General features: G+C 64.5%; 10 protein-coding genes. 4 read left to right on the top strand and 6 right to left on the bottom strand.

Annotation, left to right across the window (positions count from 1 at the left end):
• Positions 1-8: 8 nt before the first annotated feature.
• Complete coding sequence (locus AC07FD_RS00765; protein ID WP_478348244.1) at positions 9-2,249, bottom strand: heavy metal translocating P-type ATPase; 2,241 nt, start codon at positions 2,247-2,249, stop codon at positions 9-11.
• Between the two features lie 108 nt (positions 2,250-2,357).
• On the opposite strand from AC07FD_RS00765, the gene AC07FD_RS00760 reads away from it, so the two are divergent.
• The gene (locus AC07FD_RS00760) at positions 2,358-2,774 is read left to right on the top strand and encodes a MerR family transcriptional regulator (RefSeq protein ID WP_477416022.1); all 417 of its coding nucleotides are present in this window, start codon (positions 2,358-2,360) and stop codon (positions 2,772-2,774) included.
• Positions 2,775-2,792: 18 nt separating this feature from the next.
• Here the strand turns inward: AC07FD_RS00760 and AC07FD_RS00755 are convergent, their stop codons facing one another.
• Both AC07FD_RS00755 and katG read right to left on the bottom strand, forming a co-directional pair.
• Positions 2,793-3,350 carry a GNAT family N-acetyltransferase gene (locus AC07FD_RS00755; RefSeq protein ID WP_478348243.1) on the bottom strand — a complete coding sequence of 186 codons (558 nt, stop codon included), beginning with the start codon at positions 3,348-3,350 and terminating at the stop codon, positions 2,793-2,795.
• Between the two features lie 189 nt (positions 3,351-3,539).
• Positions 3,540-5,735 carry a catalase/peroxidase HPI gene (gene katG, locus AC07FD_RS00750; protein ID WP_478348242.1) on the bottom strand — a complete coding sequence of 732 codons (2,196 nt, stop codon included), beginning with the start codon at positions 5,733-5,735 and terminating at the stop codon, positions 3,540-3,542.
• Positions 5,736-5,997: 262 nt separating this feature from the next.
• On the opposite strand from katG, the gene AC07FD_RS00745 reads away from it, so the two are divergent.
• Together AC07FD_RS00745 and AC07FD_RS00740 are read left to right on the top strand one after the other, a co-directional pair.
• Positions 5,998-6,948, top strand: coding sequence for a hydrogen peroxide-inducible genes activator (locus AC07FD_RS00745; protein WP_478348241.1), 951 nt, complete (start codon positions 5,998-6,000; stop codon positions 6,946-6,948).
• 179 nt (positions 6,949-7,127) lie between these two features.
• Complete coding sequence (locus tag AC07FD_RS00740; RefSeq protein WP_478348240.1) at positions 7,128-8,117, top strand: hypothetical protein; 990 nt, start codon at positions 7,128-7,130, stop codon at positions 8,115-8,117.
• A gap of 182 nt (positions 8,118-8,299) precedes the next feature.
• Here AC07FD_RS00740 and AC07FD_RS00735 read toward each other — a convergent pair whose 3' ends face one another.
• On the bottom strand, positions 8,300-8,749 hold the full coding sequence (locus tag AC07FD_RS00735; RefSeq protein ID WP_478348239.1) for a GatB/YqeY domain-containing protein: 450 nt from the start codon (positions 8,747-8,749) through the stop codon (positions 8,300-8,302).
• Between the two features lie 277 nt (positions 8,750-9,026).
• Here AC07FD_RS00735 and carA point away from each other — a divergent pair, with 277 nt between their 5' ends.
• Positions 9,027-10,232, top strand: a complete 1,206-nt coding sequence (gene carA, locus AC07FD_RS00730) for a glutamine-hydrolyzing carbamoyl-phosphate synthase small subunit (protein WP_478348238.1) — start codon at positions 9,027-9,029, stop codon at positions 10,230-10,232.
• Between the two features lie 36 nt (positions 10,233-10,268).
• Here carA and AC07FD_RS00725 read toward each other — a convergent pair whose 3' ends face one another.
• On the bottom strand, positions 10,269-11,534 hold the full coding sequence (locus AC07FD_RS00725) for a TCR/Tet family MFS transporter (protein ID WP_095090963.1): 1,266 nt from the start codon (positions 11,532-11,534) through the stop codon (positions 10,269-10,271).
• A 156-nt stretch (positions 11,535-11,690) separates the two neighbouring features.
• Positions 11,691-12,617: a KPN_02809 family neutral zinc metallopeptidase gene (gene ypfJ / locus AC07FD_RS00720; protein WP_477398749.1), complete on the bottom strand. Its 927-nt coding sequence runs from the start codon at positions 12,615-12,617 to the stop codon at positions 11,691-11,693.
• Between the last annotated feature and the right edge of the window lie 150 nt (positions 12,618-12,767).

Here is a 12,767-nt window from a genome sequence, read left to right as displayed (position 1 = left end):
CAGGAAATTTATCCGCGCCAGCGCAGCAGTCGCATGGCGTTGGCGGTGACCAGCACGGTGGCGCCGGTGTCGGCCAGGATCGCCGGCCACAGGCCGGTGATGCCAGCGATGGTGGTAACCAGGAACACCGCCTTCAGCCCCAGAGCAACGGCAATGTTCTGGCCGATGTTGGCCATCACCGCCCGCGACAGCCGCACCATGCGCGCGACATCCATGACCCGGCCATGCAGGATCGCAGCATCGGCCGTCTCCAACGCCACATCGGTGCCGCCGCCCATGGCAATGCCGATGTCGGCGGCGGCGAGCGCCGGTGCGTCGTTGATGCCGTCGCCGACCTTGGCCACCCTCAGCCCCCCGCGCTGCAATTCGCCGACGATGCGCAGCTTGTCCTGAGGCAAGAGCTCAGCCCGCGCCTCGATACCGAGCGAAGCGGCAATGGCTTCGGCCGTGCGTCGGTTGTCGCCGGTCAGCATCACAGCGCGGATGCCTTCGGCCTTCAGCGCCGCAATGCCGGCCGCCGCATCCGGCCGCGGCTCGTCGCGCATGGCGATCAGCCCGGCCACCACGCCACCGGCCACCAGCGCCGAGACTGTCTTGCCCTGGCCGTTGAGGCTGTCGATGGCAAGCCGCTGCGCCTCGGTCATCGCAGCGCGTTCGCCCGCCGCCTGACCGGAGCCGAGGAAGACCGCGACGCCGCCGACGCTGCCCTCGACGCCTTTGCCTGGAATCGCCTTCGCGGCCAAGGCAGGCGGCACCGGCGCCTTGGCGGCCTTGGCCTTGTCCAGTATGGCCACCGCGAGGGGATGGCTGGAGCCCTGCTCAAGTGCTGCCGCCAGCGCCAGCACGGTGCGTTCGTCGCGCCCATAGGCCACGATTTCGGTCACCACCGGTTTGCCCGCGGTCAGCGTACCGGTCTTGTCGAAGGCGACGGCGGTGATCCGGCGAAAGCCTTCCAGCACGGCACCGCCCTTCATCAACAGGCCATGCCGCGCGCCGGTCGCCAGACCGGCGGCGAGCGCCGCCGGCGTCGAGATGACCAACGCGCAGGGGCAGCCGATCAACAGGATCGCCAGGCCTTTGTAGATCCATTCGTTCCAGTCGCCGCCGGCGACGAGCGGCGGCAGCAGCGTCACCAGCGCCCCAACCACCAGCACAGCAGGCGTATAATACCGTGAGAAGCGATCGATGAAGCGCTCGGTCGGCGCCTTGGCCTCCTGCGCTTCCTCCACCAGCCGCACCACGCGGGCGATTGTGTTGTCCGACGCTGCTGCCGTCACCCGAACCTTGAGCACACCGTCGGTGCTGATCGTGCCGGCGAAGACACCGTCCGTGACACCCTTGCGCTTGGGCGTGCTCTCGCCGGTCACAGGCGCTTCGTCGATAGCGCTCGCTCCCTCGACGATCTTGCCATCGGCCGGGATACGATCACCTGGCCGCACCACGATCACATCGCCGACGGCAAGGTCTTCCGCAGGGACTTCGACCGTGCCGCCTGCCCGCTCGACAATTGCCGTCTTCGGCACCAGGTCGGCCAGGCCCTGGATGCTGGCCCGTGCCCGACCGGCAGCGACGCCTTCCAGCATTTCGCCGATCAGGAACAGCACAACCACGGCGGCGGCTTCCTCGGTGGCGCCGATCATCACCGCACCGCCGGCGGCGATGGTCATCAGCATCTCGATCGAGAACGGCGTGCCGGCCAGTGCCGCCGTCAGCGCGCGCCGGGCGATCGGCACCAGGCCAACCAGCAGTGCGGCCAGGAAGACCCAGCGCTCGGCCGCCGGAAACAGATGACCGATGCCGTAGGCGGCAAGAAGCGCTGCAGCACAGGCCAGCGTCAGCGCCGCGCGACGGCTGCGCCACCACGCCTGCCCCGGCTCGGCATCGCCGTGGAGATGGGTAGAACCGCCGGTAGCCCGCTTGCCGACCGGCTCGCCGCCATGGTCGTGGCCTTCATGATCGTGATCAGCATGATCACGTGCCTTGGCCACTGAAGCACGCCTGTCGATCTTGGCTTCCGCCCTGGCGATGGCGTAGCCAAGCCGCGTCACCTGCTGCAGCACCTTGTCTTCGGGCAGTGCATCGCCGTGGCTGACCGTCATGCTGGCGCCGGTCACCGAAACCGAGACGTCGGCCACGCCATCGAGACGGCGCACCGCCGTCTCGATCTTGGCCGCGCAGGAGGCGCAGTCCATGCCGTCGATCTTGAACCGTGTCTGTCTGATACTTGGCTGCCTGAGGGGAGCCGTCATCACATCACCTGTCTGGCTTGCCCGCGCGGCGTGCCGCCGCGTGAGTCTTGAACCCTGATGTCGGACACTGTAATTGCTCTAGTCACTAGAGCTTCAAGAGGCAAAATCATGTTTTCGATCGGCGATCTCTCCCGCCGCACCGGGGTCAAGGTGCCGACGATCCGCTACTACGAGCAGATGGGCCTGGTTGCCGCACCCGAGCGTTCGGAAGGCAACCAGCGCCGCTATGGCCGGCAAGAGCTCGAGCGGCTGGCCTTCATCCGTCACGCCCGCGACCTCGGCTTCGCCGTCGAGGATATCCGCTCGCTCATCGAATTGAGCGGCCACCCCGAGCAGCCCTGCGGCCATGCCGACCGGATCGCCGGGGAGCAACTGATTTCGGTGCGGGAAAAGATTGCCCAGCTGCAGCGGCTGGAGGCCGAACTCGAACGCATCGCGTCTTGCTGCGACGGCAATACGGTCGGCGACTGCTACGTCATCCGCGCCTTGTCCGATCACGCGCTGTGCGCCGACGAGCACGGGTGAGGATGGCTCGCGCGCCCGTTACAACTCGATTCGGAACCGCAGGCTTTCCGCTCCGCCATAGGCGGCATCCTCGAAGAAACGCTCGACGAGCTTGCCGCCATTGGTCAGGATCACCTTGTGCGATGCCGGATTGCCCGGCTTGGCGGTGATCTCGACATAAGGCAAGCCGACCGCCCTCGCCTCGTCCAGCATCAGCCGCAGCGCCTCGGTGGCGTAGCCACGCCGTCGCTTCCACGGCACCACCGCATAGCCGATATGGCCGAGCACATGCGGCGGCAGCGCAGCCGTACCTGGCTGCCAGCGAAAGCCGATCGAACCGGAAGCTTCGCCGTCCCAGATCCAGCGCCGAAAGCCCGGCAGGCGCGGCACCTTTCTGCCGTCGGGCAAGGTTATAGGGCCGCCCTTGGCCAGGGGATCATCGAGGTCGGCGAGAAAGGCCACCGGATCCTTCTCGATGGCCGCAAGCTGCTCGCGCGTCGCTCGCTCGAGCCGCACATTGTCCGGCGACCAGTCGCGCTCGAGTGCCGCTTTATAGGACGGTAAATGTTCAAGCGCGGGTTTGACGAGTTCGACCATTTTGCACCGGCGGAGTAGCTGCGCCGATAAAGTAGCAGCATTATCCGCGAAGGCACGGTCCACCGGGTGCGGCCTCTTGCGACAAGGCCGCATTCCCATCGCTGGAAACGCGGCCCTGGTCTTATCCCTTGGGAGGAACCGACGCTCTGGCGCAACCATTCCCAGGCCGCGCCAGTGCCTTTGCCGAGCTCAGGCGATATCAAAACGGTCGGCGTTCATCACCTTGGTCCATGCCACCACGAAATCCCTGGCGAATTTCGCCTTGGCGTCTGCGGTCGCATAAACTTCGGCCAGCGCGCGCAGCTGCGAGTGCGAGCCGAAGATGAGGTCGGCGCGGGTACCGGTCCACTTGACTTCGCCGGTCTTGCGGTCGCAGCCTTCGAACACGTCCTTGGCGTCCGAGGTCGCCTTCCACTCCGTGCCCATGTCGAGCAGGTTGACGAAGAAGTCGTTGCTCAGCGTTTCCGGCAGCTTGGTGAAGACACCGTGCTTCGACTGCCCGGCATTGGCGCCGAGAACGCGCAGGCCACCGACGAGAACCGTCATCTCCGGCGCCGTCAGCGTCAGCAGTTGCGCGCGGTCGACCAGCGCCTCCTCGACGGTCAGCCGCTGCTTGCCGCTGACATAGTTGCGGAAACCGTCAACGGTTGGTTCCAGCGGTGCGAAGGAGTGGATGTCCGTCTGCTCTTGCGAGGCATCCATGCGGCCCGGCCAGAAGGGAACGTCGACGCTGTGGCCAGCGTCCTTCGCGGCCTTCTCGACGGCGGCGCCGCCGCCGAGAACGATCAGGTCGGCAAGCGAGACCTTCTTGCTGCCGGTCTGCGAAGCGTTGAACGCCTTGCGGATCGCTTCGAGCTTGTCGAGCACCTTGGCGAGTTCCGCCGGCTGGTTGACGGCCCAGTCCTTCTGCGGCGCAAGGCGGATGCGCGCGCCATTGGCGCCGCCGCGCTTGTCGGAACCACGGAAGGTCGAGGCCGACGCCCACGCCGCCGACACCAGTTGCGACACCGACAGGCCGGACGCCAGGATCTCAGCCTTCAGCGCCGCAGCGTCCTCTTCGTCGATCAGCACATGATCGACCGCCGGAATGACGTCCTGCCAGGGCAGTTCCTCTTTTGGAACCAACGGGCCGAGATAGCGAACCAGCGGGCCCATGTCGCGGTGGGTCAACTTGTACCAGGCGCGCGCGAATGCGTCGGCGAACTGAGCCGGGTTCTCATGGAAGCGCCGCGAGATCGTCTCGTAGGAAGGATCGAACCGCAAGGCGAGGTCGGTGGTCAGCATGGAGGGCGCGTGGCGCTTTCCGGCGTTGTGCGCATCCGGCACGCTGCCAGCACCCGCGCCGCCCTTCGGCGTCCACTGGTGCGCCCCGGCCGGGCTCTTGGTCAGCTCCCATTCGAAGCCGAACAGATTGTCGAAGAAGTTGTTGCTCCACTTGGTCGGCGTCGTCGTCCAGGTCACTTCCAGGCCGCTGCCGATGGCGTCGCCGCCCTTGCCGGTGCCGAACGTGCTCGCCCAGCCAAGGCCTTGCTGCTCGATGTCGGCACCTTCCGGCTCCACGCCGACCAGCGTCGCATCGCCGGCACCATGGGTCTTGCCGAAGGTGTGGCCGCCGGCGATCAGCGCGACGGTCTCCTCGTCGTTCATGGCCATGCGCGCGAAGGTGTCTCTGATATCGCGCGCCGAGGCCAGCGGATCAGGCTTGCCGTTCGGTCCTTCCGGGTTGACGTAGATCAGGCCCATCTGCACGGCACCGAGCGGATCCTGGAGATCGCGGTCGCCGCTGTAGCGCTCGTCGGCCAGCCATTTGCCTTCCGGACCCCAGTAGATGTCCTCCTCGGGCTCCCACACGTCGGCGCGGCCGCCGGCGAAACCGAAGGTCTTGAAGCCCATCGATTCCAGCGCGACGTTGCCGGTCAGGATCAGCAGGTCGGCCCAGGAGATCTTCCGGCCGTATTTCTGCTTGATCGGCCACAACAGCCGGCGCGCCTTGTCGAGGTTGACGTTGTCCGGCCAGCTGTTCAGCGGCGCGAAGCGCTGCTGGCCTGCCCCGGCGCCGCCACGGCCGTCGGCGATGCGGTAGGTGCCGGCGCTATGCCACGCCATGCGGATGAACAGCGGCCCGTAATGGCCGAAATCGGCCGGCCACCACTCCTGCGAGTCCGTCACCAGCGCATGCAGGTCCTTGATCACGGCGTCGAGGTCGAGGCTCTTGAATTCCTCGGCATAGTCGAACGCCTCACCCATCGGATCGGACAGCGGCGACTGCTGGTGGAGGATCTGGACATTGAGCTGGTTCGGCCACCAGTCGCGGTTGACCCTGCCGACGGCTGTGTGCACGACCGGGCATTTGCCCGTGCTGGGGTCGTCAGTTTGTGCGTCCATGTTTTTCTCCGATCGTGGCTGTGTTGAGTTGTTTCAACTGCTGCGTGAACAAGGACAATGGATGTCCCTGGAAGCGGTCCGTTTCATGGCTGCTGCGATGACCGTATGCCATATACGCGACCGAATATCTTGGATGTTCCTGTCGCTGCGGGCGCCCCGGACGAACCGTCCCGGCTGCTCCTCATCTCCCTTGCAGCTCCTATAGCAAAGCTACGCGATTAGTTTAAGTTGGATTTCCTGATTACAGCGATAAGATGACATTATGACAAACCTGACGCTGAAGCAGCTGCGCTATTTCGAGGCGCTGGCGCGGCACAATCACTTCGGGCGCGCGGCCGACGCCTGTGCGATCTCCCAGCCTGCCATTTCGGTGCAGATCAGGGAATTGGAGGAAACACTGGGCACGGAGCTTTTCGAAAGAAGCCCGCGACAGGTCCGGCTGACCAACTTTGGCGAAGAATTCGCCTTGCGCGTCCGCGACATCCTGCGTTCGGTGGACGAACTCGCCGACCTCGCGCGCTCGTCGCGCGACAGGCTGGTTGGTCGGCTGCGCATTGGCGTCATCCCGACGATCGCGCCCTACCTACTGCCGACGATCATTGGCAACCTCTCGAGCATGCATGATGGCCTCGATATCCATGTGCGCGAGACGCAGACGCAGAAGCTGATCCAGGAACTGGCGGACGGTAGGCTCGATGCGGCCATCGTTGCCTTGCCGGTGTCCGAACCGTCGCTGACGGAAATTGTGCTGTTTGCCGAGGCCTTCGTCCTGGTCCGGCCCGGCGAAGACGCGGGAAAGCCGGTGCCCAATCGCGAAATGCTGCGTGAAATGCGGCTGCTTCTGCTGGAAGAAGGCCATTGTTTCCGCGACCAGGCACTGTCCTTCTGCAACATGCATTCGGCACGGCCACGCGAGTTGCTGGACGGCAGTTCGCTGTCGACCCTGGTCCAGATGGTCAGCGCCGGCATTGGCGTCACCTTGATCCCGGAAATGGCAGTACCTGTGGAGACGCGCTCGGCGTCGGTCTCCATCGCGCGCTTCAGGAGTCCCCAGCCGTCGCGGACGATCGGCATGGTCTGGCGCAAGACCAGCCCGATTGCCAAACAGCTGCTGCGGATTTCCGAAATCGTTCGTCAGTCGGCCGACGCGTTGCGCGCGCAGCACAATCCGACACCGATTGCGCACCTGCTGAACCTGACGGCAACCGCCTGACAAACACGACATGGTCTCCGGCTTCGCGGGGTTAGCTTGCGGCTTGCCTAGACCAAACGTGAAATCACCGCTGGGAGCCTGCTAAACAAGATGTGTTTCGCCGATTGGCGCGAGGCGATTTATGATTGATTCGCGGCGGCAACACCGCGAGGAATTGCGAACGGGGGAGAAGTGATCCGGTGCGGTTGATATCTGTCCCTCTGGGTGTCGTCGCCAGTCTCCTCCTTGCTGTCCTCGCCCTGACGGTGTCGGCGCGGTCGTTTGCCGCGCTGCAGCCTCCCGATGTTCCCGCCTGGCTGCGGGCCCATGTCGGCGACAGCGACGGTCAGATCTCGCAGGTGGTCCTTGAGCGGGCGCGCTCGCTTTACCTGAAAAAGGTGGCGCAAGGTGCGGTCAGAAACCCCTGCTATTTCGCCATGGACGCCACACGACCCGGCGATCTCGGCAATGGCGTGCTCGGGCGCCGGTATTATGTCATCTGCGAAGCCAGCCAGTCGTTTCGCGCAATTCCGTCGGGTCACGGCGGCGGCCGCAACCTCAAAGGCACTGTCGATTTTTCAAATGGCAGGCGATGCTCGAAGAACTTCGGCAATGCCATGGATTCGGAACTGACCGCAGGCGGCGCCTATATGACCCGCGAGGCGAAAACTTCGTTCAAAGGCTTTTATCGCACCGGTGCGAAGCAGGACGCGGCTTTCCTGCGCACCTTCATACAGTTCGACGGCGAAGGCGAAGCCGCCAATGCCAGGCAGCGGGTGATCGGCGGCCATGCGGCGCAGGTGCTGCGCGCCCAGTGCATGCGCAAAAATCCGAACAGCTCATATGCCGACCATGACGGTTTGGTGCCGTTCGGCAAGCTGGTGGACTATCCTGGCGGCCGCAGCAATGGCTGCACCAGCTGGTCGCCGGCGGATGCGCGGCAGATCATCTCGATGGTGAAGGACAATCCGACGACACTCTACATCTATCCGGAATCACGCGACATTGCCGCGGTAGTGGCACACCGTTCGCAGTCGGGCGGTGTGCCCTACTGGAACGCATCCTGCCTGAAGGAAATCGGCGCGCCGAAATTCTGGCCGAGAAAAACCCTCGAGCCAATCATCGCCCAATACAAGACGGATCATCCGGCACCACCGCCCCAGCCACTGCCGATCTGCAAGGGGTCTTGAATTCAGCACCCGGTTAGGCTGCCGCCCAGCCAGGCGATGCTTTCGGCGCTCTCGGGAGAGCCTTTCAGCGAAGACGAGATCAGGCACCTGATCCGCATCGTTGTCGAAGGCATTGGTGAACGGTCAGGCCGAATTGGCAACCGCTGACGGTCGCAAGCCCCGGTCAGCGATGGGCGGCAAGCCTACTGCAGCAGGCCCTTGACGATGCCGCTTGCCTTGCCGAAATCCATCTGGCCGGCATATTTCTGCTTCAGCGCGGCGATCACCTTGCCCATGTCCTTCTGGCTGGCCGCACCTGTCGACGCGATCGCCTCGCGCGCCGCCACCGCCACGGCGGCATCGTCCAACTGCGTTGGCAGGAAGGCGCGGATGATCTCCATCTCGCTACGCTCCTGCGCCGCCAGTTCCGGTCGCTTGCCGTCGTCGAAGGCCTTGGCCGATTCCTCGCGCTGCTTCACCATCTTGGCCAGGATCTGCAGGATCTCCTCGTCGCCGGCCGGGTCCTTGCCGGCGCCACGATTGGCGATGTCGCGGTCGTGGATGGCCGCCTGGATCAGCCGCAATGTCGGCAGCCGGTGCTTGTCCTGCGCCTTCATCGCGCTCTTCAGGGATTCGGCGATTTTGCCACGCATGGTGCTTTCTCCTTCGATCGGCGCGGACAATAGCGCCGGGGAGAGGCCAACGCAAACCCTGATATTGCCAGGCAAGTCACTGATATTGCTAGATGAAATAAATCGGAGCCGGATTGCGCATGATCATTGACCGCTTTGCGCCCTTCCCCTATGTACTGGGCCTTGCATGAACTGAAGCTTGACTGCGTGGAAGCCGCGAAATCGCCGCTTCGCGCTATTTGCCGCGCAGATGGTCCGCCAGGCCGATTGCAGCGCGCAGACTGATAGGAGCGCCGCCATGGCCGAGATGACCCCCGCTTGGACAACCGAAAGGCCGACCGCCCTTCTGGTGCTGGCCGACGGCACCGTCATCGAGGGTCGCGGCCTGGGCGCCACCGGCTCCGCCGTCGCCGAAGTCTGCTTCAACACGGCGCTCACCGGCTACCAGGAAATCCTCACCGACCCGTCCTATGCCGGCCAGATCGTCACCTTCACCTTCCCGCATATCGGCAACATCGGCACCAATGAAGAGGACATCGAGGATCTCAATCCGGTTGCACGCGCCGGCGCTGTCGGTGCCGTGTTCAAGGCCGATGTCACCAACCCGTCCAACTACCGCGCCGGTACCGGTCTCGACCAATGGCTGAAGAAGCGCGGCATCGTCGCCCTGTCGGGCATCGACACCCGTGCGCTCACCGCGCTGATCCGTGAAAAGGGGATGCCCAACGCAGTCATTGCGCATGCGCCCGACGGCGTCTTCGACCTCGACGACCTGAAGCAGCGCGCCGCCGCATGGTCGGGCCTGATCGGGCTCGATCTCGCCAAGGAAGTCACGTCAGGTCAGTCCTCGGTCTGGCGCGAGACGCCATGGGTCTGGAACGAAGGCTTTGGCGAACAGGCCGAGCCTTCGATGCATGTCGTTGCCATCGACTACGGCGTCAAGCGCAACATCTTGCGCCTGCTCGCCGGCCTTGGCGCCAAGGTCACCGTGGTGCCGGCCAAGACCGGCGCTGAAGAAATCCTTGCCATGCAGCCGGACGGCATCTTCCTCTCCAACGGCCCCGGCGATCCCGAAGCCACCGGCGACTATGCCGTGCCGGTCATCCGGGACCTGCTGAAGACCGACATCCCGGTGTTCGGCATCTGCCTTGGCCACCAGATGCTGGCGCTGGCGCTGGGCGGCAGGACCGCCAAGATGCATCAGGGCCATCACGGCGCCAACCATCCGGTCAAGGACCACACCACCGGCAAGGTCGAGATCGTCTCCATGAACCACGGCTTTGCCGTCGATGCGGACTCGCTGCCATCAGGCGTCGAGGAAACCCATGTCTCGCTGTTCGACGGCTCGAATTGCGGCATCACGCTGACCGGCCGTCCGGTGTTCTCGGTCCAGCATCATCCCGAGGCCTCGCCCGGCCCGCAGGATTCGCACTATCTGTTCCGCCGCTTCGTCAATCTGATCCGCGAAAAGCGCGGCGAAGAATTGCTGGCGGAGCGGGCTTAACCGGAAGCGGCGCGCGCCTCACGCGTCCGTCATCGCTCATATCTGCGCTCCATCTTCCGCCACGCTGGTGGTGACGTTTCTGACCGCCACCGGCTTTGCCACCTTGGTGACGAAGACGATGAGCGCCAGCGTCAGGAAAAACGCGCCAACCAGATAGGGCGCGCCGCCGAAGGTCACGGGCGCGCTCGGCCCGGTGAACCATGAGAAGATCGCCGTATAGAGCAGCGGTGTGATGATTGAGGTAATCGAAAAGATCGAGGTCATCGCGCCTTGCAGTTCGCCTTGCGCCGAAGGCGGCACCTTGGCGGCGGCGAGGCTCCTCAGCGGCGGGTCGGCAAGCGCTTCCAGGCAGCCGACGACGATCACCGCATAGATCATCCAGCCTTGCGACGCGAAGGCGTATCCGAAGGCGCTGAGCGCCGTGAAGGCAAGGCCGATGGCTGCCGTCTTCCACTCGCCAAGCCTGGGGATCACGCGCGGCAGCACCGTCGCCATGACGATAGCCCCGCACAGGCCGAAGGCGCCGAGCGAAAAGCCGATCTGCTGCTCGCTCCAGCCGTAGCGGTAATTGGAGACGAACGACCACACCGCCGGATACATCATGTGCCCGAGCGTCATCAGGAAGAAGACAAGCCCGATCCAGCCGATGCCTTTGTATTGGCGCATCTGCAGGAGCGTCCCAACCGGGTTCGCGCGTTTCCACTCGAAGCGGCGGCGGTGCTTGTCATCGAGCGTTTCCGGCAACAGGAACAGCGCAATCAGGAAGTTCACGAAAGCCAGCCCGGCGGCGAAATAGAACGGTACGCGCGGCCCGAACGTACCGAGCAGCCCGCCCAGAACCGGCCCGATGACGAAGCCGACGCCAAAAGCGATGCCGAGCAGGCCGAAATTCTTCGCCCGGTTCTCATCGTTGGAGATGTCGGCGATGAAGGCGGATGTCGTCGAATAGCTGGCGCCGGAAATGCCGGCCAGCACGCGCCCAATGAACAGCATGGGGAAGGACCAAGCGACGGCGCAGATCAGGTTGTCGATGGAAAAGGTCAGCACCGAGGCGAGCAGGATCGGCCGCCGTCCGAAGCGGTCGCTCAAGCCGCCCATGATGGGCCCAAAGAAGAACTGCATCGCCGCATAGACGAAGAACAGCCACCCGCCCTCGATCGCCGCTCCGCTGATGCTGACGCCAGTCAACTCCCTGAGATAGGCCGGCAACACCGGCATGATCATGCCGAAGCCGATGATATCGAGCAGCAGCGTCGTGAAGACGAGCGCAAGGCCCCGTCTGGCGGTTTTGGGGTCGATCATAAAGGGTCAAGCTCCTCTGCTCGCCCTGGGGCGCAGGCGGACGCACCTTATAGGCGAGCTTGTCGCCCGGAACAATAAGGGAACAGGCTTGATATTTTCATCCTGACATCCCCTGACGGCGGCTTCGCCGTCGGGTCGGTCTCGGAAAACGGTCCCTCAGATCGGGCCGCTCAGCGTGTTGCAATCCGAAAGCTTGCCGCTCTTGTAGCCGCGCGCCAGCCAGGTTTGCCGCTGCTGCGAGGTGCCGTGGTTGAAGCTTTCCGGCACGACATAGCCTTGCGTCTTCTTCTGCAGCGTGTCGTCGCCGATCTGCTTGGCGGCGTTCAGCGCGCTTTCTATGTCGCCCTGCTCCAATATGCCTTTCTGCGCCGTGTAATGCGCCCACACGCCGGCAAAGCAGTCGGCCTGAAGCTCTATACGCACCGACAGTTGGTTGGCATCGGCTTCGCTCATGCCTTGCCGCATCTGGTTGAACTTGCCCATGATGCCGGTCAGGTTCTGCACATGGTGGCCGACCTCATGCGCGACCACATAAGCCCGGGCGAACTCCCCCGAGGCGCCGAATTGCTGGTCGAGCTGCTGGAAGAAGGTCATGTCGAGATAGACCTTGTGGTCGCCGGGGCAATAGAAGGGACCGGCCGCTGCGGAGGCAAAGCCGCAGGCCGAGCGTACCTGGCCGCTGAACAGCACCAGCTTCGGGTCTTCGTAGGTCAGGCCCTGCGATTTGAAGATGCCGGTCCAGGTGTCTTCGGTCTCGGCCAGCACCGTGGCGACGAACTGCTTCATCTCGTCGTTGGCGGGCGCACCCGCGCCGCTGTCCTGGCCGCCGCTGTCGTCGGTGATCTGGCCGCCACCGCCCGGCAGCAGGCCGCCGTCGCCGCCACCCAGGATCGTCGACGGATCAAAGCCGAAATACCATCCGGCCAGCACCACCAGGATGACGAGGAAGATGCTGCCGCCGCCCCCGGCGCGACCACCGATGGGGATGCGGAACTGACCGGGGCTGCCGCCGCCGAGCCCGCCGCCGCTGTCGCTGCGGTCGTCCTCGATATTGTCACTCTGACGACGGCCTCTCCAGAGCATGGCAACTCCTCGCGCTGCGAACTTCCCCATTGTTCCGGCATGGCCGGCTCAACCCAACAAACAATTATCCCAATGGTTGCACCAAGTCACAGCATTTTTCGAGACTGCATCCCTGCCGAATGGCGGCCCCGCCGCTCTGGCCGAGACCAC

The sequence above is a fragment of the Mesorhizobium waitakense genome, assembly GCF_056431085.1.
Note: the sequence above shows the minus strand (reverse complement) of the source record. Positions and strands in the feature narration are given on the sequence as shown.

Coding starts and splice junctions, on each gene's coding strand:
- AC07FD_RS00765 (WP_478348244.1), bottom strand. CDS start 2,249: ATGACGGCTCCCCTCAGGCAGCCAAGTATCAGACAGACACGGTTCAAG.
- AC07FD_RS00760 (WP_477416022.1), top strand. CDS start 2,358: ATGTTTTCGATCGGCGATCTCTCCCGCCGCACCGGGGTCAAGGTGCCG.
- AC07FD_RS00755 (WP_478348243.1), bottom strand. CDS start 3,350: ATGGTCGAACTCGTCAAACCCGCGCTTGAACATTTACCGTCCTATAAA.
- katG (WP_478348242.1), bottom strand. CDS start 5,735: ATGGACGCACAAACTGACGACCCCAGCACGGGCAAATGCCCGGTCGTG.
- AC07FD_RS00745 (WP_478348241.1), top strand. CDS start 5,998: ATGACAAACCTGACGCTGAAGCAGCTGCGCTATTTCGAGGCGCTGGCG.
- AC07FD_RS00735 (WP_478348239.1), bottom strand. CDS start 8,749: ATGCGTGGCAAAATCGCCGAATCCCTGAAGAGCGCGATGAAGGCGCAG.
- carA (WP_478348238.1), top strand. CDS start 9,027: ATGGCCGAGATGACCCCCGCTTGGACAACCGAAAGGCCGACCGCCCTT.
- AC07FD_RS00725 (WP_095090963.1), bottom strand. CDS start 11,534: ATGATCGACCCCAAAACCGCCAGACGGGGCCTTGCGCTCGTCTTCACG.
- ypfJ (WP_477398749.1), bottom strand. CDS start 12,617: ATGCTCTGGAGAGGCCGTCGTCAGAGTGACAATATCGAGGACGACCGC.